Consider the following 22,523-nt stretch of genomic DNA (forward strand, 5'->3'; position numbering starts at 1 on the left):
ATCCGGAACTGGCTGAAAAACAGTTTCTCTCCTCCGCGTAGCCCTTCGAACCAGCGTTTCCTTGCATTCAGAATGACTAATAAAATTTAAAAAATCCCATAATTTTTAACTGCCAGACGCCTTCCTTGCGGATTACTTTTTTTATCTTTCAGTTTCCCGGTTGTGCCGATTGCAGACAAACTAACGTCTTTATTGCCTTCAGTACGACTTTACAACAAGTCCTAAGGCTTGTCTTCACTAAAATTTGTTTTCATGAAGTCTAAACTCTCGCTGCCACGCTGGTCTATCATAACCCCTGTTCTGGCGTGGCTTCTTTATTATGGTAAATCTTTCGAGTTCGGTAGTGTATATGACGTGTTCCTCGCATTTGGACTAATAGGTGTAGTGCTGGCAGCAGTGCACCATGCCGAAGTAATTGCGCACCGCGTAGGCGAACCAGCCGGAACACTCGTCCTTGCCATTGCTATTACAATTATTGAAGTGGCTTTAATTGTTTCGCTCATGCTGGCAGGCGGCGCCGAAACGGCTGCGCTTGCCAGGGACACGGTTTTTGCTGCGATTATGATTATTCTTACGGGTATTATCGGGCTATGCCTGCTTGTGGGCGGTTACCGCTATCAGGAGCAGCAATTTGGGAAGTTCGGCGTAAGTGCTGCCCTGGTGACGCTTACCGCGATTTCCGTACTCACACTGGTTTTACCTAATTACACAACCAGCGTTATCGGGCCTGTTTACAACAATAGCCAGCTTATTTTCGTGGCGATCATCTCGCTGGTGCTTTACGGCACATTTGTAATGGTGCAGACTGTCCGTCACCGCGCCTACTTTCTCCCGGAAATCGATGCAAACAAGGAAACGCCTGCCGATCCGCCCTCGAATCAGGTGACCTTAATCAGCACGGTTTTGCTGCTGGTATGCCTCGCTGCGGTGGTGCTTCTGGCGAAAATGCTGGCACCTACTATTGAAACTTTCGTTGTAGAAATGGGTGCTCCCAAGTCGCTTGTGGGGGTCATTGTTGCTGCTGTCATTCTGCTGCCGGAAGGTTTAGCGGCGTTAAGGGCCGCAAAGAAAAACCGGCTGCAGATCAGTTTGAACCTCGCGCTGGGCTCTGCACTCGCGAGTATCGGCCTTACCATTCCCGTTGTAGCAGTAGTATCCATATTCACCGGCCTGACTATCACCCTGGGCATCGACACGAAATCCACGCTCCTGCTCATTCTGTCCCTTTTCACCGTAGCCCTATCCTTCGGGACCGGAAAAACCACCGTCATGCAAGGCGTAGTCCTCCTGGTCATTTTCGCGGTATATTTGTTCACTACGATTGTGCCTTGAAAAAGGCTCGTCCTTAAAGCGGCGATCTCACATTTATCATCATACAAAACAAAACGGGGAAGCAAGCTTCCCCGTTTTGTTTCGATTAACCTAAGCGATTATTCAACAATAATGTCTTTGTGCGATGTAGTCATAGTATTATGTGGTTAGTTTAACAAAAGCTTTAAAGCAATGTATTAATGTTTGATTGACCAATAAGTAAAGTTATCAAATGAGTAAAATGTTCTTCATTAACGCCGTCCTGCTTTTAATCTACAACAAGGTAACTAGCAAAGCTTATTACAAGCTTTCCAGCAGGTAAGATTAACGAACCTTTTAAACAAAATGAATTCTATTTATTCTTCGGAAAAGCATTTATCAAAAGGAAAGAATTTTACTCAACCTCACTTCGCAGCCAGCGAGCCGGGACCCAGCACTGCTTCGCGGAGGCCGTTTTGGATCATGGTGAATTGGAGGTCCATCAGGTAGTGGGATTTGTGATAGTCTTGCAGGACGGACTTGATGTTGCGGCGCTGCTGGTACAGCTTAGCCTTGGCCTTTTTGCTTTTAGTAATGGAAATCTCGCGACCAATGTCGTCGATATGTTTACCGTACATGCCGATGTTTGAAAAATCTGCATCTGCCGATGTGTAGTCAGCCGAAACTGCATTGCGCGTCTTTACATTGTTAATGGTGCAGTTGTAAAATCCATCCTTGATATCAACCTGGACGCGGTAACTGAATGATTTGAAACTTTCGGAAACGATCGGTTCCTGATCCTGGAAAACGATCCTGCCCAAACCCGCATCCTCAACCCTTATCACCTCACGATAGTTGGGATAGGTCCTGCGTATCCAGGCTCTCGCAGCGCTAAAAGCCTTATCGCGTGACTGGCCGGTTTGTACCGATTTGGTCTGGGTGATTTCGCCGGTGAACCGGTCGTAGGGCAAGCCTGACTTCTGCGCGAAGCTTGGCGTGGACAGATTCAGGGCAACAATGAAGAGCGTTGAGAATAGAGGGTATTTCATTACAGACTAGAGAGTATATATTTATCGGTAATGATAAGAATTATAGAAAATCTTTCAAAATTTATGTAGAGAAACTTGGATGTTTTTGTTACCGGAAGGCACTTTTTACATTTATTCCTGATAAGTAAGCCTTTCAATGAGCAGTTCTCTGCGTTTTTGGTCTATACCAAGCTGATTTTTGATAAACTGCTCTATCCCGCCATACTTTTTATCAATAGTTTCGAAAGTAGCATTGATAAATCGCTCGTCCACGGTGATAAACACTTCTACTGCTTTCAGATCCATTTTGCGTTTGATGATTTTCCCCAATTTAGCTTTCCGCAATGTGCTCTCTGTGTGCTCCTGGCGATAATAATTGGACAGTAAATATTCATTCACTATTGTCTCACGGTCGACTTTCAGGATAGATAATATCAATGCGGAAATAATGCCTGTACGGTCTTTTCCTGCCGAACAATGATATACGACCGGCGTATTAGAATCCAGAATATCCTGCATAATTTCCCGCAATGCATTCACATTCAAGGATACAGCATCTTCATAAAACTGGATTGTTTTGTCAAATGCCTGCTGTTCCGAAATCTGGCCGTTGATCACTTTTGTTTTTAACTGCGCAATTTCCCCCTCTTTGTCTTCGACCGTTGGCGTATGGAAATATTTGACATTCGGTGGCAAGCGATCCTCTTTACCTTTAATCTCATGATCGGTGCGCAGGTCGTATACGCTGGCAATGTGCAGTGAATTCAACTTGTCAAATTCGCCTTCATCCAGGCTGGCCAGATTTCCCGAGCGGTAGATCTTGCCTAAGCGGACTATCCTTCCATCTTTGGTTTTAAGACCGCCTATGTCTCTGAAATTCAGTGTGTTTCCGAAAGGAATGTATCGTTTAGCTAACAGTAACGAATCTTCCCCGTGAACAACCTGACGATAAGCCGATTTCCCGTCATGATTCTCCGAAACACTGACTTTGCAAGCTGTAAGCGCAATCCCGGCCAGAAAAATATACAATGTTCCCCTTGCGCTGAGAAATAACAATTTTGGAAAAATGAAACCACTTTTCCCGCCTGCTTCATTTGCCATTGGCATCCTGTTTTTTTGAAAGATATTCTTTTATTTTGATCCTAAAATCGATATTTGCCGTTATGCTTTGAAATGGATGTGTCAAATCCGTCGGTCTAAAATCTCATTTATAAACCTCTAACTTAGAACAAATGTCTAAAAGTATTCTGTTAACCCTGGCGGGAGCAGCTTTTGTTATCGCTTCATGCCAAAACAAATCGTCCGAAAATTCGGATGCTGCTGAAAAAGATACCACGGCTACGGCCGGCGCTCCCGTCGAAACCCAAAAAGCCAATTCAGATTACAAACCTTCTTTCGAGGGACAGACAAGAATTGGAAGTGTAAAATCAACAACGGCATATGAAGGTAAAGTTCTCACCAGCGACCTAAAAAATCCTTGGGGTGTTACCACCTTGCCGGACGGACGTTTAATCATTACAGAAAAAGCTGGAACAATGCGCATCGCCACCACCGATGGAAAGGTAAGCGCACCAATTACGGGCATTCCCGCTGTGAATGCAGAAGGACAAGGCGGTTTGCTGGGCATCCGTGTTGACCCTGAATTCGATAAAAACAGAATGGTTTACTGGGTCTTTGCAGAAAAACAACCTGGCGGCAACCTGACTTCCGTAGCGAAAGGAAAACTGTCAGCAGACGAGAAAAAAATCGAAGGCGCAACGGTTATTTACCGCGCTACACCCGCCTTTCCAAGCAACCTGCATTACGGCGGAAGGATTTTATTTGACAAACAAGGCGACCTTGTCATCAGCACAGGCGAGCGCTCAGACACTGTTTCGAGACCGCAGGCGCAACATTTAAATTCCAGCCTGGGCAAAGTGATCCGCATTACCAAGGATGGCAAACCGGTGAAAGGCAATCCGTTTGAAGGCAAAGCGGGCGCGAAACCAGAGCTGTATTCTTATGGCCACCGCAATGTCCAGGGATTGGCGTTCCACCCTGTTTCGGGTGATCTTTGGGAAGTTGAGTTTGGCCCAAGAGGCGGTGACGAGCTGAACCGCGTTGAAGCTGGAAAAAACTACGGCTGGCCGACCATTACTTACGGGATCGAATACAGCGGCAAGAAAATCGGTGATTCGATCCAGGTGAAAGAAGGCATGGAGCAACCGGTTTACTACTGGGATCCTGTGGTTTCGCCGAGCGGCATCACATTTTACAGCAGCGACAGCATTCCGGAATGGAAAAATAACCTTTTCATCGGCGGATTGAGCAGCATGCACATTGTGAGACTGGTAATCGAAAACAACAAAGTCGTGGGAGAAGAAAGGTTGCTGGCCTCCGAAGGACAGCGTTTCCGTGACATTACCGAAGGGAAAGACGGCGCATTATACGCCGTGACCGATCAGGGGAAACTGTATCGCATTTTCAAAAAATAACAAAGCATTTGTAAAATAACACGGCGCCGGTGAGCAATCATCCGGCGCCGTTTTTTTTATAATTGAAGTGCTCAGTGGTTACATTCTGAGCGCATTAGACGGCATGTCGTCGGGCATGGTATTTATATCTTTTGGTTTGAATAAATTTCCGAAGTACTCATACACCATCATGATCCGATTTTCCAATCACCTCAAAAGCGTAAGTCTGGCTGCCTCTTTATTGAGCCTTGTTTTAATCATTGCCCTGCTATATGTGTTGCAAAGCGTTTTAATCCCGCTCTTATTTTCCATTCTGCTAGCCATTTCACTATTTCCGATCACCCGCTTTTTCGAAAAATATAAATTAAGCCGCGCAACGGCTTCCATCCTCTCCGTACTCGTGGCTATTGTGCTCATTTCATTCCTGATCTGGTTTATTGTGCATCAGGTGATCGTGATCGGCGCTAACGGGAACGACCTGCAACTGCGTTTTATGCACATCCTGGAAACGATCCAGAAATGGGTAACCATGCGTTTCGGCATTGAAGAAGGCGAAATCACGAAGCAGATCACAGGATTCTCCAATAGGGTTGTGAGCAATGCCGGAACCATTCTCAGCACTGCTTTTGGCTCAGTAGGCGGCATTCTGGCGGGGGTGATCATTGTGCCGTTGTTCACCTTTTTCCTTTTGTACTACCGCGATTTCTTCCGTGAGTTTTTCTTTCACGCATTTGCATCCGCATCCAAAGAAGTGGTCAGTGACGTGCTTGACAAGATTTATTATGTTGTACAAAGTTACCTGGTCGGACTTGTAACGGTTATGGGCATCGTCGCGATCCTGAATACGGTTGGTCTGCTGGTTTTGGGCATTCCCTATGCATGGTTCTTCGGTATCCTGGCTTCGCTGTTGATGTTGCTTCCCTATATTGGCATTGCGATCGGCTCGGTGCTTCCGGCTTTGTTTGCTTTGGCTACCAAAGATAGCGCATGGTATGCAGTGGGTGTGGTTGCCTGGTTTCAGGTTGTGCAGTTTTTGGAAGGCAACTTCCTTACGCCCAACATTGTAGGTGGAAAAGTAAGCATTAACCCGCTAATGGCGCTTGTAGGATTGCTTTTAGGCGGTATGCTTTTCGGTCTGGCCGGTTTGATCCTCGCTATCCCGATTACCGCTGTTTTGAAAGTGGTTTTTGATGCCATTCCGTCCATGAAAGCCTACGGATTCCTGATCGGAGAACCCGAAAAATATCACCTCAAGCGCTTTTCCAACAAGATCATCATGAAGCGCTGGAAAATCAACCAGGTCCCGAACCAGGAATAGATGATCCTGATCCGGGTCAGAGTTAAAATCCTATACATTAAAAAATGCCGCACTAACCTGCGGCATTTTTTATTTTAATGCCTTTTTAACTTGCTTTTAACTTGCTATTAACGGTAATGTGCGGTTTTTGTATCGGTATTAGTTAAATCCAATTCTGCAAAAAGAGAAACCCTCATTTCAATGAACAATGTGATCCTATTAGCGATGGTTTACATCTTGTCTCACAGAAATTTTATAATTCAGGGGTTGCGATTTGATTCAATATCAGACAAAACTATGCGTAGTAAACCACATTTTATCAAATAGCAAATTACCATCATGAAGAGAATTCTCATGGTCCTCAGTTTGTGTGCAACCCTGTTCCACACAAGTTGTGAATCCAAAAAAGAAGAAAAAGAAGAAGAAGTTAAGTTCCTGGTGACAAGCCCCTTGCAAAGAGACACATTGGTTACCAAGGAATATGTAAGCCAGATCCGGGCGATCAGCCACATTGAGCTGCGTGCTTTGGAAAGAGGTTATTTACAAAACATCTATGTGGACGAAGGTCAGACCGTTAAAAAAGGCCAGCTGATGTTCAAGATCATGCCGATGCTTTATCAGGCCGAACAACAAAAAGCACAGGCAGAAGCCAATTTTGCAGAGATCGAATTCAAAAACACCAAGTCGCTGGCCGACAGCAATGTGGTTTCCAAAAACGAGCTGGCACTTGCCAAAGCCAAATTGGACAAAGCCAAAGCAGAACTGGGATTAGCCACAACGCACCTGGGCTTCACCGAAATCCGCGCGCCATTCAACGGCATCATGGACCATTTTCAGGTGAGATTGGGAAGTTTGTTGGACGAAGGGGATTTGCTGACAACATTGTCTGACAACAGTGAAATGTGGGTTTATTTCAATGTCCCCGAAGCTGAATATTTGGATTACAAAGCCAACGAAGCCACAGCAGGCATGCTTAATGTGAACCTGCGCATGGCGAACAATCAAATGTTCCCGCATTCGGGATCCGTAAAAACGATTGAAGCTGATTTCAACAACGAGACTGGTAACATCGCTTTCAGGGCCACATTCCCAAATCCAAAAAGATTGCTGAGACACGGTGAGACAGGAAATGTATTGGTAACCGTTCCGATGAAAAATGCCTTGCTGATCCCCCAAAAAGCCACTTTCGAGGTTTTGGAAAAGAAATACGTGTATGTGGTGGATAAAGACAACAAGATCCGTTCGAGGGAAATTGAAATCGAAGCAGAACTTCCGCACATCTTCGTCGTAAAATCCGGTCTGAAAGCCGATGAGAAAATCCTTCTGGAAGGTTTGCGCCAGGTGAAAGAGAACGAAAAGATCCACTCTACTTTCGTAAAACCTGATTCTGTGATTTCCAATCTGAGTCTGTACGCTGAATAGTCCGCTATCTTAACAAGCACAAAACGACATGTTTAATCAATTCATAAGAAGACCTGTATTTGCAATCGTGATCTCGATCATGATCGTATTTATAGGCATCCTGGCAATTGAGAAATTACCCATTTCCCAGTTCCCGGACATTGCCCCTACAACCGTCAATATCTTTATCGCCTACCCTGGCGCGAGTGCCGATGTGTTGGTAAAATCAACTTTGATCACCCTTGAACAGGCCATTAACGGAGTTCAGGATATGCGGTACATTGCTACCGATGCAACGAGTGCGGGGGAGGCGACGCTCAGGATCATCTTCGAGCCCGGCACCGACCCGAACGTGGCTGTTATCCGGGTAAAAACCAGGGTCGACCAGGTTATGCCGCTTTTGCCGGAACTGGTTCAGCGCGAAGGGGTTATTATCTCGCCCGTTCAGCCTAGTATGCTGATGTATGTCAATCTTTATTCAAAAGATAAGAGCATTGACGAGAAATTCCTGTTTAACTACGCAACGGTGAAAATGATCCCCGAAATCCAGCGGACCAAAGGGATTGCAAGAGCGCAGATTTTAGGATCAAGGAGATATGCAATGCGTCTCTGGTTGAATCCGGAGCGTATGCGTGCTTACAACATTTCTACGGAAGAAGTCATGAAGGCGGTGGGCGAACAAAGTATCGTAGGTCGCCCGGGTCGTATCGGGCAAAGCTCCGGTATCGCAGCCCAGTCGCTGGAATATGTGCTTACTTACAAAGGTCGTTACGACAAACCCGAAGAATACGAGAACATCATTGTCCGCGCTAATGCTCAGGGTGAAAGCGTTCACTTGCGTGACATTGCGAAAGTGGAACTTGGATCTGAATTCTTTGACATTTACTCCAACCTCGACGGCCATCCTTCGGCAGCGATCGTGTTGCGCCAAAACTATGGAAGTAACGCGAGCGATGTAATTGAAGAGGTGAAAAAGAAGCTGGATGTGATGAAAGAATCCTTCCCTCCGGGCGTGGATTACAAGATCAGTTATGACGTTTCTCAGTTTTTGGACGCGTCTATTGAGCAGGTTATTGACACATTAAGGGATGCATTTATCCTTGTTGCGCTCGTCGTATTCATATTTCTTGGCGACTGGCGCTCTACTTTGATTCCGATCCTGGCCGTGCCGGTTTCGCTGATCGGGGCATTCTTTGTCATACAGGCTTTCGGGCTTTCGATCAATTTGATTACGCTTTTTGCGCTTGTACTTGCGATTGGTATTGTGGTCGATGATGCGATCGTCGTCGTCGAGGCCGTCCATGCGAAGTTTGAGGAAGAGCCGGGGATTTCCCCTTTTAATGCGGTGAAAAAAGTGCTTGGTGAGATCAGCGGTGCCATTATTGCGATCACGGCTGTTATGGTTTCGGTGTTCCTTCCGATCTCGTTCATGTCCGGTCCGGTCGGCACATTCTACCGGCAGTTCTCTATTACCATGGCGAGTTCAATCGTTATTTCGGCCCTTATCGCCTTGACCTTGACGCCGGTTTTGTGTGCAATGCTGCTTCAAAATCACCACGGTCACCAGAAAAAGAAAAACTTACTTACCAAAGGCCTTGATGCTTTTAACAGAACATTTGACAAGCTGACAGGAAGATATGTAAGCCTGCTGAAACGCATTGTGAGCCGCAGGGTTGTAACCTGGGTTGTGTTACTCGGCTTCTGCGCAGGGATTGTTTTTGTAAATAAAATTCTGCCCGCAGGTTTTATTCCAAATGAAGATCAAAGCACGATCTACGCGATCATTCAGACGCCTCCGGGATCCACTTTGGAAAAAACGAATGAAGTTTCCCGCCGTCTTCAAAAGATATGCGAAGAAGTGGAAGGAATCGAATCGGTTTCGTCACTGGCAGGTTATGAGATCATGACAGAAGGCCGCGGTTCCAATGCGGGAACGTGTTTGATCAACTTGAAACCTTGGCACGACCGTAAGCAGAATGTGAAAGAGATCATGGAAGAACTGGAAAAAGAAACGCGCGGTCTTGGTGCCGTAGTCGAATTCTTCGAACCCCCAGCGATCCCGGGTTTTGGTACATCCGGCGGTTTCTCTATGCGTCTTTTGGATAAAACTTCTGACACCGATTACGCGGAGTTTGACAAGATCAACAAGAAATTCATGGATGACCTTGCGAAACGTCCTGAGCTTACGGGCTTGTTCACATTCTTCGCAGCGAACTATCCGCAGTACGAATTGCAGATTGACAATCAGCTGGCTATGCAAAAAGGTGTGTCGATTGGAAAAGCGATGGACAACCTGAACATTATGATCGGTAGTACATACGAACAGGGTTTCACCAGATTCAACCAGTTCTTTAAAGTGTACGTGCAGTCTGACCCGAGTTTCAGAAGGCTCCCTTCCGATCTTTTGAAATTGTTTGTGAAAAACGACGCAGGCGAAATGGTGCCTTACTCCTCATTCATGACATTGAAAAAAGGTCAGGGCCCGAACGAGATCACGCGTTTCAACCTCTATAATTCAGCTGCGATCCAGGGTCTTCCGGCCAAAGGTTACACCACAGCCGATGCCATTCAGGCGATCCGCGAAGTGGCTGCCAAAACTTTGCCGCAGGGTTATGACATCGCATTTGAAGGTCTTTCCTATGACGAATCGATCCGTGGAAATGAGTCGCTCGTTGTGTTTGCGATTGTGTTGGCCTTCGTTTATTTCGTGTTGGCAGCGCAGTATGAGAGCTTTATTATTCCGTTTGCGGTTGTGTTGTCACTGCCAGTTGGGGTGTTTGGTTCATTCCTTTTGCTCAAATTAATGGGGTTGGAAAACAACATTTATGCGCAGATCGGTTTGATCATGCTCGTCGGGTTGCTTGGTAAAAATGCCGTACTGATCGTCGAGTTTGCCGTCCAGAAGCGGTCGCAGGGGGAAACTATCCTGAATGCTGCTATCGAAGGTGCCCGGGTTCGTTTCCGTCCTATTTTGATGACGTCGTTTGCATTCGTTGCCGGCTTGATCCCATTGATCATTGCCACAGGTGCCGGTGCGATCGGTAACCGTACAATCGGTGCGTCAGCGATGGGCGGGATGCTTTTCGGAACCATCTTCGGGGTGATCATTATCCCTGGATTGTACTACATCTTTGGCACCCTGGCCGACGGCAGAAAAATGATTAAAGACGAGGAAGACGGCTCGCTTACCGAACAATTCGTTCATGCAGTCGACATTTTCCCTCACACTCAAGAAACTCAAAATGATGAGCAATAAAAGAATATTGACGTGGGTGGGGATCACTTTAGGTGCCCTCGCCTACACCGCCTGCAACGCCCCTTCTCAGGTCCAGCGATCTCCTAACAAAACATTATCAGCTGCCTACAATGGTCAGGCAGCTGATTCCACAAACAATGTGGGCAAAATGAAATGGAAGGATTATTTCACCGATCCGCAACTGGCCGCCCTGATTGATACAGCGTTAAACAACAACCAGGAGCTGAACATTACATTGCAGGAAATCGAGATCTCCCGCAATGAGATCCGCGCCCGGAAAGGGGAATATCTGCCTTTCGTAGGTTTGAGAGGCGGAGCCGGCATTGAGAAAGCAGGCCGTTACACGCAAGTGGGTTCCAGCGAAGCAACTACGGAAATCAAGCCGGGCAGGGAAACGCCCGAGCCATTACCCGACTTTGTTGTGGCCGCCTATGCGCGCTGGGAAGTGGATATCTGGCACAAACTGCGCAATGCAAAAAAGGCTGCTGTGAACCGTTATCTGTCTTCGGTGGAAGGTAAAAACTTCATGATGACCAACATTGTCTCTGAAATCGCTAACTCCTATTACGAGCTTCTGGCACTGGACACGCAGCTGAACATTGTCACGCAGAACATTGAGATTCAAACCAATGCATTGCGGATTGTGAAGATGCAGAAAGAAGCAACGCGGGTTACCGAGCTGGCTGTGCGGAGGTTTGAAGCACAAGTTTTAAACACGCAGAACCGTCAGTATGCAATCCGTCAGCGCATTGTTGAAACAGAAAACCGGATCAATTTTCTTTTAGGACGATATCCGCAGCCTGTTTTGAGAAATGCACAGAATTTTGAGAATAGCCTGCCAGCTGTCATCCATGCCGGAATCCCTTCCCAGTTGATGGAAAACCGTCCCGATGTCAGACAAGCGGAACAGGATTTGGAAGCTTCAAAACTGGATGTATTGGTCGCGAGGGCGAATTTTTATCCTTCTTTGGGATTAAATGCAGCGGTAGGTTTACAGGCATTCAATCCGATTTATCTGGGTAATGTTCCCAAATCACTGATGTCGACATTGGTAGCGGATCTGGCTGGCCCGCTGATCAATAAAAACGCGATTCAGGCCACGTATAAAAGCGCCAACGCACGTCAGATTCAGGCGATTTACAATTACGAGCGCACGGTTTTGAATGCTTATATTGAAGTGGTGAATCAGCTTTCCAACATCAGCAATCTGGAACAAAGCTACGCAACCAAATCCCAGGAAGTAGCTGCTTTAACCGAGTCAACGAACATTGCAAACCGCCTCTTCACTTCCGCGAGAGCGGATTATGTGGAAGTGTTATTAACCCAACGCGAGGCATTGGAATCCAGGTTTGATCTTATCGAAACGAAGATGCAGCAGATCAATGCGACAGTGAATATTTACCGGGCGCTTGGTGGGGGGTGGAATTGATTTAATGCTTATCAGATACCGGCGGATTAAATCCGCCGGTAAAAATAGATCGGGCCTCTGGCCCTTTTTTTTGTCCTGAAAGAGCCAGAGGCTCGACCTATATCCTACCTGTGGGTTGAAACCCACAGCAAGAAACCCACCGGGCCGATGGCCCTTTTTTCTCTGCCCAACAAGAGCCAAAGGCTCGAACCATATCCTAACTGCGGGTTTAAACCCGCAGCAAGAAACCCGCCGGGCCGATGGCCCTTTTCTCTGCACAACAAGAGCCAGAGGCTCGAACCATATCCTAACTGCGGGTTTAAACCCGCAGCAAAAAACCCGCCAGTCCAATGCCCCTTCCTCTGCCCAAACAAGAGCCAGAGGCTCGAACCATATCCTAACTGCGGGTTTAAACCCGCAGCAAGAAATCCGCCGGGCCGATGGCCCTTTATCTCTGCCCAACAAGAGCCACAGGCTCGAACCATATCCTAACTGCGGGTTTAAACCCGCAGCAAGAAACCCGCCGGGCCGATGGCCCTTTTCTCTGCCCAACAAGAGCCAGAGGCTCGAACCATATCCTAACTGCGGGTTTAAACCCACACCAAGAAACCCGCCGGGCCGATGGCCCTTTATCTCTGCCCAACAAGAGCCAGAGGCTCGAACCATATCCTAACTGCGGGTTTCAACCCGCAGCAAAAAACCCGCCAGTCCAATGCCCTTCCTCTGTCCAAACAAGAGCCAGAGGCTCGAACCATATCCTAACTGCGGGTTTCAACCCGCAGCAAAAAACCCGCCAGTCCAGTGCCCCTTTTCCCTCCTAAACCCCTACTTCTCCACCCCTACCAACAAAGTAGCGCAGCGCCAGATTGCTTTATAGGGCTTGCCGAAATGGTCTCCTTCGGTTTTTTCTGTGGTTGATGCTTCCAATTTGTAAATGCCGGGCCAGACTGGGGTGAATTCTGCGACACCATTGGCGCCTGAGTTTACATTGCGGTTCCAGCCGCTGGGTGAGGAAACGCTTACATGTAATTTTTCAGCGGGTTTTCCTTTCAAAATCGTGGTCAGCTGGGCCGGCTGATTTACTTTGAATGTTTTTGCGGCATCCGTGAAAACGCTGATTTCGTTGCCGTTTGCAGCCGCTTCGTTGCCTGCCAGCGACTTTCCTACTTTCACAATAGCACCGGCATTGAACTGGTAAACGGTCGATCCGCCCAGGTCCTTGGCTGCTTTGCTGATGGATAAGGTGTAAACGCCGTCTTTTTCCGGCGTAAATTCTGACATAAAGTGATCTTCACCGGCTGTGACAGGAAGTTTCACTTTTTGCTTGTCTGGAGTAGTGAGCCATAGTTCGAATTCCTTTACATCGGAATACCAGTCAGCGAGCTTTTCGGGCTTGTCGTCCGGCTCGGCGTAAACGATTTTTACACTTTGCTTTTGTCCTGCTTTACCCGTTGTGCTTGTTTCGATCCAGAGTGCGTGCGCAAACAAGTTGGCAGCACTGCAAAGCATGAGCGCCGCGAAGAATATGACTTTTTTTAACATGATCATTGATTTTGAAATAGATAAATAAATGGGTCAGGAAACCTTGTCAGCGGGCTTTTGGATCCTGGGCTTGAATGTTCTTTTTTCCGAAATCACTTCGGTTACCAATGTGCTTTCGGCCATTTTGAGGTTTTTGGCTTTGGTTTTTTTGCCCTTTTTGCTGCCAAATCCTTTACGGTTCCACCAAACTATAAACCCTGTTACCGGCAAGGATGCGCCGATGAGCGAAGCCAGGAATGCAAGCACTTTGCCTGGAAAACCAAGGATGCTTCCTACGTGAATGTCGTAATTCATACGCCGTAGTTTCGCCCCGAAAGCAGCCTCCTCAAATGGCTTTCCATATATCGCATTCGGGGGCAATTGTTTGGCCGTGTGCTGGTCAAATGTGTAGCTGAGCGCGTTGTAAAACTGGCCTGAGCTCGGATAAACGGTTACAAATATCGCAGATGACGCTTTTGCGGTGTCCGGAAAGCTGTAATAAAAGCCGTTCGATTCCGGATGTCTGGCGATTGTGGTTTGCCAGGCTTTATCTATCGCCTGCTCTGGCGTAAAGAATTTGTGCGCATTCGTTGAATCGGATTTTGTGCGGTCGCGGCCTTCAAGCGCCTGTCCGCCGGACGTAACCCAGTAAAGCCCTTTGCTATACCATTCAATGCCATAAACCATTCCGGTAAGCGCAATGGCCAGCAGGAAAAGGAGTGAATAAAATCCCAGCACATTGTGCAGATCCAGGTTGATGCGCTTCCAGGTGCCGTTCCATTTGATCTTGAAACTCTTGTCGGTCGTGCTTTTGGTCCATTTTTTGGGATACCACCAAATGAGGCCCGTAATCAGCAAAATGACAAAAACCAATGTGCCGTAATTCACAACCGGGCGGCCGATCTCAAAAGGAAGCCATAAAAAACGGTGACCATTCAGCACCCAGCGGAAGAAATCGGCCTCCCCTTTTTTGTGCACCTGCTCACTGATCACTTTTCCTGTGTAGGGATCCACGCGCAAGGTTACATTAGGTCCGCGACGCTCGCCCAGTCCCAGGTAAATCGCCCGGCCCTGCTGATAAGTGGCATAACTCATTTTCAAACCAGGGTATTTCTCTGCCCCGATCTTCATCAGCTGCGAAGGCATGAGCACGGCCTTATCCAGCTTTTCGATCCGGGTTTCAGGCTCTAGCAAGCCTGTGATCTCGTCGTTGAAAACCCACACGCAGCCGGTTATACAAACAATGAAAACAATGATCCCCGAGATTAAGCCGAGCCAGAGATGCAGCCAGTTGTTGATTTTTTTGAAGGTAGACATGAAAAGCCCTGGTTTGAATGTGATAGGATTGTGGGTTGCCGAGCGGCTATTCGTAGTTCAGCACATTGATCGCCGTGATCACGCCGCCTTCTACTTTCAGGCCGCGCGTGCCTTTCGCTGCCACTGCGTCAACTTCATATACATAGCTCGCGCCGTCCGTTTGCGTGATGCCGATGTAACCAGCCTTTCCGTCTTTCGGTGTATAATTGGTTGTGGTAACGTTGGCAATGTTGGCCGCGTCGGGCATGCCTTCGATCCACTTGAATGTTTGGTCGTAAACATTCACCGCTGCAAAGCGTTTTCCAATGGCATACGCGCCTTTTTCAGCCGGGCTTGTCATGGTTAGAATGAAATTTCCTTTGCCTACATAAAGCTGCGAGCTAATATTGTAACCACCTGCTGCCTGCTCAACATTGAATAAATAACTCTTGTCAAACTCAGTTGTTCCGGCCTTGATACGCACGATCGCAGAAGGTTTTGTGGAAGTGATCTTGCCATTGTTTGTCCCAACGGAGGCCGAATAAGCATACACATCGCCCTGCTCATCCACAGCCAGTCCGTTGTTGAAGTAGCGGCCGATAAAACCGATGCGGTTGTCTTTGATCACTTTTTCAACGGTCAGTGCAGGATAGGAAAGCACCGCGATCCAGGCGCTGTCCGGATAAGCCGTCCCGAAAGCGTCCGGTGCAACGCCTTTGATGCTCATATAGGGCGCATAAACCTTGTCGCCCACTTGCGTAGCCCACGTAAAATGTGCGCGTTCGCCATTACCAGCCAGTTTTACAATATTAACCTGCGCCTCGCCTACGATTTTGGACTGTGCTGCATCAATGCGGTAAAAAGAAGCGCTTTCATTGCCTGAACGCGGCACTTTAATGGTCAGCACGTCATCGGCAACCGGTGCAAAAACCTGAACAGTCTCAGCCTGAAAATCAGAAACTTTGTTAAGTTCTCCCTTGCCGTCAAGGTTGTAAGTGGTCACTGCGCCGGGGTTTCCCTGTCCGTAAAGCAGACTGAAAAATCGGTTTTTGTGCGTGACATAATAGCGGTAAGTGCCGTCCTGTTCTTTGCCATTTCCAACTGTGGAGACAGTGCCCGAAGTCAGGCTTTCGGCTGTCAGCAGATAGTCGGCGATGCCCGTCGACCCCACTGGAAGTGCCGAGATCACGTATTTGGTTTTGCCTCCTTCACCACCGCCTGGTGTAGGATTAACATTGTTGTCGTCGCTGGTGCAGGCTGCCAGGAATATGCCGAGGCCAAGGCCCAGCGTAATGCTTTTGATTGCGCTTTTCATTTTTTGGATTAGAATAAAATATATGTAGTAGAAAATTATTTACTGATAAAATACCTGAGCTTCGCATAGAAGCCGCGACTCGGTTTTTGCAAGCTGAAATTGTCGTAAAGCCTGGCATCGAGCAGGTTTTTGCATTCCAGTGAAACATTGTATTTCCCGTTTGCCATGGCATATACAATGTTCACATCGTGGCTCAGCTGGCGAGGAATGTCGAGTTTGTCACTGCCCAGGCTCGGCCAGTAGAGATAGTAAGCATGCACGTAAAGCAGGTTGTAACCAAAAGTCAATGTGTTCCCTTTTGCACCAAAATCTTTGAGAAAAACAGAAGCATCCGCATTGCCGAAAAGGAACGGCATATTGGGAATCCGGTCGCGGTAAAGCGGACTTTCGGTGGTGTAGCCATCTTCAAAACGCGTGTTGTTCCGCAGGTCCTGGTAAGTGAGGTTCACGCCTGCCGTGAAAAGTTGCTTGAACGAATAACGCACTTCGCCATCGACGCCAAAGTTGGTCACATCGGCCAGGTTGTCCATCACCTGCTTGGTCTGGTTGGCATTCAGTTTGGGGCGGATAAAGCCTTGTGCGTTGCGGTAAAGCACATTTGCATCCACATTCACGCGGTGAATTTTGTTGAACTGCGTCTGGTAACTGAAACCCAGGTTATAGTTGTCGCTGCTTTCCGGATCGAGGTCAATGTTGCCTTCCAGGTTGAGTAAATCACCGTAAAGCTCATCGGTTTCGGGGAGGCGATAGCTTTTTTCATACGAACCTTTCAACTGCAAATTTTTCAGTAAAAAGAATGTCGACGCGATGCCGTAGCCAAACTTATCAAAACGGTTTTTCTGGATTTTATACGCCACGTCACCATATACACCGGTAGGATTATACGTAACCGAGAATTTGTTGAATTGTGAAAACTGTTTGAAGAAAAGTGATGTGTTCCAGCGCTCACTGTAATCGAACTTGTAGCCTAGCCCCAGCACATTCTTGGTGTTAAAGCGAGGCTGCTCGTAACGGTCGGCATCCGGGTAAAGTTCGTCGCGGCCCTTCCTGTTAAAAGTGTTATAAACGTTGTTGATCGTGATGGAATGCTTGTCACTGAGCTGGTAAGTGGCATTTGCGGTGACCAGACCATTGTTGTTGCGGAATTTGTAAAGGGAACGCTCGCGCTCGCTGCCCAGTCCTTCGTATTGTTTGAATTGCTGAAACCAGTTATACCGCCGGTAAACCGTATCCACATTCTGTTCCTGCCCCAGGTTATAATTAGCGGAAAGACTTACATTCAACCCCTTAACAAAAAGATCCTTTTTTTGATATTTCAAACTCGGCATAACAATGTTGCCCTTGCGGTGCCAGGCGCCGAAGACACTCACCATGCGCGCGCCGGTCTGAATTTCAGCACGGTTCTGGCCCAGCGTTATGCCGAAAAGCAGTTTATCTGCAAATTTTTTGCCGACCACACCCACATTTGCGATGATTGTTTCATTATGGTAATTATCATGAAAACGGCGCAAACGCTGGTTCTTGAAGTATTCGCCCGTGTTCACATCAGCCACATCTACATTGATCCAGTAATTGTTGTCCGAATAATTCTGGAAAGCATTCAGCTGAAATGTAAAACCCGATTTCCCCGTAAAACCCGCATTAATGCCCGTGCGGTGCGTGTTGAATGATCCATAGGAATAAGATGCATCGAGATAAGTGTTCTGCCGCGAGCCCGTCACAATGTTCACCGCACCGCCGAGTGCATCCGAGCCCAGCCAGATCGGCACCACGCCTTTATAAACCTCCACCCTTTCGGCTAGGTTAATGGGAATGTTGTTGAGCTGGAATGATGAGCCGAAATTATCCATAGGAACGCCGTCCAGAAAAAATTTCACCTGACGGCCTGTGAAACCATTGAGCGAAAAATTCATATTTGACCCTACCCCACCACTTTCCCGAACGCGGACGCCCGAAACACGGTCGAGCGCATGGGATAGGTCGAGCGTTGAGTTTTGGAGTTTTTTGGCATCAATGGCTGTAACATTGTAGGCCTGCCTGTTAACCTCCTTTGCCTCCGAACGGCCGATCACCGAAACCGATTCAAGTTCCTGGGAAATGGCTTTGAGGCGGAAGTTTGCCTGCGCATTTTCTCCGTCTTTCAGGTTCATTTGTTTGGTTTCAGGCTCAAAACCAAGGAAAGAAATCACGAGTGTGCATGGCCCGGCGGGTAAATTTTCCAATGCATATCTCGCTTTCGCATCTGAAAATGTTCCCTTGGTTACACCGGAAATGGTGATGGATGCGCCGGGCAGCAGCTCGCCGTCATCCGACCGGACCGTCCCTCTAAGACTGGCCGTTTGCGCAAAAGATGCGCAGGAACAGGCGCATAATATGCCTGTCAACAAGATTTTTATAACTTGCATTACTTTTAATTTTTGACGACTTTAAAAGTGAACATGCTTCGGCATGTTTTGGCCGTACGGTTGGCGCCGTACGGCCTTTTTTTGTGGTTACTCGGCTAGGTTATGGGAAATGTATATGCATATGGCTATTTAGACTAATTATAATTTATGCCTCAAAAGTAACCGTGAATTGCATAAAAGCAATCATTCAGACAAAATATTTTTGCATCATTGCCTTACTCAGACCAAACCGCCAGCTCGTTATCGTCCGGATCTGTGAACTGAAAACGCTTTCCGCCAGGGAATTCGAAGATATCATGGGTGAGGACACCGCCCGCTTTCAGCACCTTCTTTTTCGTGGATTCGATATCATCTGAATAAAGAATCACCAGGATGCTTCCCCGGACCGGCGTGCCGATGGTGAAGCCGCCATCCACATAATCTCCCGAAAAAGCCGTGTATTCCGGACCATAGTCAGTGAATGTCCAGTCAAAACTCTCGGAGTAGAACTGTTTCACCTTTTCCAGATCCTTTGAAAGGAATTCAATGTACTGAATTTGCTCATGCCGCTCGCGGCTTTGTGTTTGTCCCATTGTTCTATTTTAATTTATAATGTGATTTTATGGTAAAAGGCGGAACAGTCACTTATTTTTGTCTATTAAACTTATAGATTAAATATTCTGTCCATTACATTTGCCCTTGTAAAAATAGAATTTTACAACCACCAACATCCTTTTCATTAAATCCACTGTTTAAAATGTTAAAAAATTTATCAAAATCTGTCCTGAATACTCGGGGATGGGTTTTCTTTTCTTCATTCATTCTGATCAGCTTACATGCTGTTGCCCAGAATGTTACTGTGAAAGGGACCGTTACATCCAGCGCTGACAAAACCGGTTTGCCGGGCGTCAACATTGTTGTAAAAAATACCGTTACCGGAACCACCACCGATGCGGAAGGAAAGTATGAGCTTAGCGCTCCGTCGGATGCAATCCTTGTTTTCTCAGGCATCGGGTACGTTACTCAGGAGTCGGTGGTGAACGGCCGGGCGGTCATTGACCTGCAACTTGCGGCCGATACGAAGCAGCTCGACGAACTTGTGGTCGTGGGTTACGGCACGCAGAAAAGGAACAGCCTGACCAATTCCGTTTCCACGATTAAGGGCGAAGACGTGGCGCGCAGGCCGGTTTCCAACATTCAGCAATCGTTTCAGGGGTTGATGCCCGGCGTGGCTGTCACGGACCTGGGCGGCTCGCCGGGAAAGTCTAATGCGACCATCCGAGTGCGTGGGATCACCACATTCAACATTAACGGCAGCAGCACCAGCGGTTATGATCTGGGAAAAAACGATGCGCTTGTCATTGTGGACGGCATTGAACAGCAACTGAGCGATATCAGCCCGGACGACATTGAATCGGTTTCTATCCTGAAAGATGCGGCTTCAACGGCGATTTACGGTTCACGTGCCACCAATGGCGTTGTCTTGATCACCACAAAAAGGGCGAAAGGCAGCAAAGTGCAGGTGGATTATCATGGTTACTATGCCCTTCAAAAATCAAATAATGTGCCTAAAATGATGGGTTTGGAGGCTTACATGCGCGAGCAGGTGGCCGCTTACACCAATGCAGGCTCAGCAGTTCCGGCCCGATTCACGGAAGAATCCATACAGGCCTATGTGAATGCGACGGACCGTGAAAAATATCCGCTTCCCAACACTTGGTTTGAGACATTGCTGCGCACAGCGCCGCAGCATAATCACGCTTTGTCCATTGCGGGTGGAACAGAGGCATTGCGTACGCGCCTGAGCGTTCGTTACCAGGATCAGCAGGGTGTGATCAAAAATTTTGGTAACAAGATCGGCGAATTCAGGCTGAATACGGATTATGATGTTTCCAAAAGGATCCGGGTGAGTGCGGACATTAACTATCGCTCGACAAGCACCGAAAACCCGACTACAAACACAGACGCCTCAACCGGCCAGGTGACTGCGCCTCTTAACAACTTCTTTCACGGCTCGCTCTGGGCAGTTCCCAAATATCCCGATGGCACTTACGGGCTCAGCACGCAGGGAAATAACCCACTGATGTTCATTGAGATAGGCGGACAATCCAGGCAGAAAACAGATTATCTGGCGGGCTATATCAAAGGCGATTTTGAGATTGCGGATGGACTTGTTTTCTCCACACAGATCGCCGGTCGCGGGCTTTATACACAGCAGAAAAACTACACGAATTCGTACGTTAACACGGATAAAAACACCAACATTACCAAGACGATTGCCAACAACAGCCTGTACGAGATCCGCAACACGCTGCGTGAATACACGATCAACAATTTGCTGACCTACGAGAAAGGTTTCGGGAACCACAACCTGAAAGCGCTGGTGGGTTATTCGCAGATCGGCAACACGCAGACATTCCTTTCGGCTTACCGCGAGCGCTTTTATAACAATGGCATCGGTTCCATCGGCCAGGGTGCGAATGACGGGACAAAAACAAACACCGGACGCGACGCAGAATATGGCTTACGCTCCTTCTTTGGCCGGGTTAACTACGATTATGAAGGCAAATATTTGCTGGAAGTAAATGGTCGTTACGACGGATCTTCGAAGTTTACCGGTGCCAAACAATACAGCTTTTTCCCTTCGTTCTCGGCGGGATGGCGGATTTCAAAGGAGAAGTTCTGGCAAGGACTGGAAAGCGCAGTGAATGATCTCAAATTCAGAGGATCCTGGGGGATTACGGGCAATCAGTCGGTGGATTTATACAGCTATTATGCTGCGCTGACTGCCAATGGTTACAGTTTTGGCGGGTTGCCCGTGCAGGGTTATCGCCAGAATACATTGGCCAATACTAACCTGGGATGGGAATCGACGACGCAGCTGGACCTGGGGCTGGACGCCGCTTTTTTCCAAAACAAGCTAAACCTGACGGTTGATTATTACAACAAGGAAACGGACGACATCCTGCTTAACCTCGACATTCCGGCGACCATTGGGTTGACGGCGCCGCCTCAAAATGCAGGTTCGGTGCAGAACAAGGGCTGGGAGTTCAGTTTGAATTACCGCGGCACGCCTACGGCAAGTGGTTTCCGCTATAATGTTGGAGGTAATCTGAGCATTAATGAAAATCTGGTGACGGATTTGAAAGGAACCGGCCCATATCTCAGCGGCTCGGACATTGACCCGCGCTATATCATTAAAAAAGGCCTTCCTATCAACACGCTCTGGGGATATAAAACAGACGGCCTGTTCCAGACACAGCAGGAAATTACTGAGTATAAAGCCACTTATGCAGCTAATACCAAGCCAGGAGATGTCAAATACGTAGATTTGAACGGCGACGGGAAAATTGATGCGAATGATATGACGGCCATCGGCAACTCATTTCCAAAATACACTTTTGGATTGAATGCGGACTTTTCTTACAAGAATTTCGACCTGAACATTCTCGTCCAGGGAGCCGCAAAAGTAGATTCACGCTTGGCGGGTGCGCTGGCCGAAATGGGCAACCAGGAAGGTTTTACGCATGAAATTTACACCGACAATTACTGGACGCCCGAGCGCACCGACGCCCGTTTCCCCCGCCCGGTAAAGTTTGACCTGCGCAATGTGGCCACTTCCGACCGGCTGGTTTTGAATGGTTCTTACCTGCGTTTGAAAAACGTGCAGCTGGCTTACAATGTGCCTTCTGTTTTGTCCCAAAAAATACATTTGAACAAAGTGCGCGTGTATGTTTCGGCGACCAATGTGTTTACCATTTCCAAACTCAATGAGTGGAACCTGGATCCCGAAGCGCCTTCCGGACGTGCGGTTTACTTCCCGCAAACTGCCTTGTATACAGCCGGTTTAAATCTGCAATTCTGATCCTTATTG

At 47.6% G+C, this 22,523-nt stretch carries 14 protein-coding genes; 7 read left to right on the top strand and 7 right to left on the bottom strand.

Annotated features, from left to right (window positions below; all coding sequences use genetic code 11):
* Window positions 1–252: 252 nt before the first annotated feature.
* Window positions 253–1,332: a calcium:cation antiporter gene (locus NFI80_RS07605; protein WP_235163584.1), complete on the top strand. Its 1,080-nt coding sequence runs from the start codon at window positions 253–255 to the stop codon at window positions 1,330–1,332.
* Window positions 1,333–1,715: 383 nt separating this feature from the next.
* Here NFI80_RS07605 and NFI80_RS07610 read toward each other — a convergent pair whose 3' ends face one another.
* Window positions 1,716–2,339: a DUF4468 domain-containing protein gene (locus NFI80_RS07610; protein ID WP_235163583.1), complete on the bottom strand. Its 624-nt coding sequence runs from the start codon at window positions 2,337–2,339 to the stop codon at window positions 1,716–1,718.
* 111 nt (window positions 2,340–2,450) lie between these two features.
* The gene (locus tag NFI80_RS07615) at window positions 2,451–3,419 is read right to left on the bottom strand and encodes a tyrosine-protein phosphatase (RefSeq protein ID WP_235163582.1); all 969 of its coding nucleotides are present in this window, start codon (window positions 3,417–3,419) and stop codon (window positions 2,451–2,453) included.
* A gap of 131 nt (window positions 3,420–3,550) precedes the next feature.
* Between NFI80_RS07615 and NFI80_RS07620 the strand changes: the two genes are divergently transcribed.
* The 5 genes from NFI80_RS07620 to NFI80_RS07640 all read left to right on the top strand — a co-directional run bounded on the left by NFI80_RS07620 (window position 3,551) and on the right by NFI80_RS07640 (window position 12,154).
* Window positions 3,551–4,792 carry a PQQ-dependent sugar dehydrogenase gene (locus NFI80_RS07620; protein WP_233798598.1) on the top strand — a complete coding sequence of 414 codons (1,242 nt, stop codon included), beginning with the start codon at window positions 3,551–3,553 and terminating at the stop codon, window positions 4,790–4,792.
* A gap of 169 nt (window positions 4,793–4,961) precedes the next feature.
* On the top strand, window positions 4,962–6,089 hold the full coding sequence (locus NFI80_RS07625; protein WP_233798599.1) for an AI-2E family transporter: 1,128 nt from the start codon (window positions 4,962–4,964) through the stop codon (window positions 6,087–6,089).
* 318 nt (window positions 6,090–6,407) lie between these two features.
* Window positions 6,408–7,490 carry an efflux RND transporter periplasmic adaptor subunit gene (locus NFI80_RS07630; RefSeq protein ID WP_233798600.1) on the top strand — a complete coding sequence of 361 codons (1,083 nt, stop codon included), beginning with the start codon at window positions 6,408–6,410 and terminating at the stop codon, window positions 7,488–7,490.
* 28 nt (window positions 7,491–7,518) lie between these two features.
* On the top strand, window positions 7,519–10,725 hold the full coding sequence (locus tag NFI80_RS07635; protein WP_215232200.1) for an efflux RND transporter permease subunit: 3,207 nt from the start codon (window positions 7,519–7,521) through the stop codon (window positions 10,723–10,725).
* Window positions 10,715–12,154 carry a TolC family protein gene (locus NFI80_RS07640; protein ID WP_235163881.1) on the top strand — a complete coding sequence of 480 codons (1,440 nt, stop codon included), beginning with the start codon at window positions 10,715–10,717 and terminating at the stop codon, window positions 12,152–12,154. The genes NFI80_RS07635 and NFI80_RS07640 overlap by 11 nt, the downstream gene beginning before the upstream one ends.
* An 804-nt stretch (window positions 12,155–12,958) precedes the next feature.
* Here NFI80_RS07640 and NFI80_RS07645 read toward each other — a convergent pair.
* The 5 genes from NFI80_RS07645 to NFI80_RS07665 form a co-directional block, all read right to left on the bottom strand.
* Window positions 12,959–13,675, bottom strand: a complete 717-nt coding sequence (locus tag NFI80_RS07645) for a DUF4198 domain-containing protein (protein WP_235163581.1) — start codon at window positions 13,673–13,675, stop codon at window positions 12,959–12,961.
* Between the two features lie 33 nt (window positions 13,676–13,708).
* Complete coding sequence (locus tag NFI80_RS07650) at window positions 13,709–14,971, bottom strand: PepSY-associated TM helix domain-containing protein (RefSeq protein ID WP_235163580.1); 1,263 nt, start codon at window positions 14,969–14,971, stop codon at window positions 13,709–13,711.
* 46 nt (window positions 14,972–15,017) lie between these two features.
* Window positions 15,018–16,265 carry a DUF4374 domain-containing protein gene (locus NFI80_RS07655; protein ID WP_235163579.1) on the bottom strand — a complete coding sequence of 416 codons (1,248 nt, stop codon included), beginning with the start codon at window positions 16,263–16,265 and terminating at the stop codon, window positions 15,018–15,020.
* 35 nt (window positions 16,266–16,300) lie between these two features.
* Complete coding sequence (locus NFI80_RS07660) at window positions 16,301–18,670, bottom strand: TonB-dependent receptor (RefSeq protein ID WP_235163578.1); 2,370 nt, start codon at window positions 18,668–18,670, stop codon at window positions 16,301–16,303.
* Window positions 18,671–18,885: 215 nt separating this feature from the next.
* The gene (locus NFI80_RS07665) at window positions 18,886–19,242 is read right to left on the bottom strand and encodes a VOC family protein (RefSeq protein ID WP_235163577.1); all 357 of its coding nucleotides are present in this window, start codon (window positions 19,240–19,242) and stop codon (window positions 18,886–18,888) included.
* Window positions 19,243–19,406: 164 nt separating this feature from the next.
* On the opposite strand from NFI80_RS07665, the gene NFI80_RS07670 reads away from it, so the two are divergent.
* A complete protein-coding gene (locus tag NFI80_RS07670; protein WP_235163576.1) occupies window positions 19,407–22,514 on the top strand; it encodes a SusC/RagA family TonB-linked outer membrane protein in 3,108 nt (1,035 codons plus the stop codon).
* Window positions 22,515–22,523 lie beyond the last annotated feature (9 nt).

The organism is Dyadobacter chenhuakuii, assembly GCF_023821985.2.
GTDB classification, from domain to species: domain Bacteria; phylum Bacteroidota; class Bacteroidia; order Cytophagales; family Spirosomataceae; genus Dyadobacter; species Dyadobacter chenhuakuii.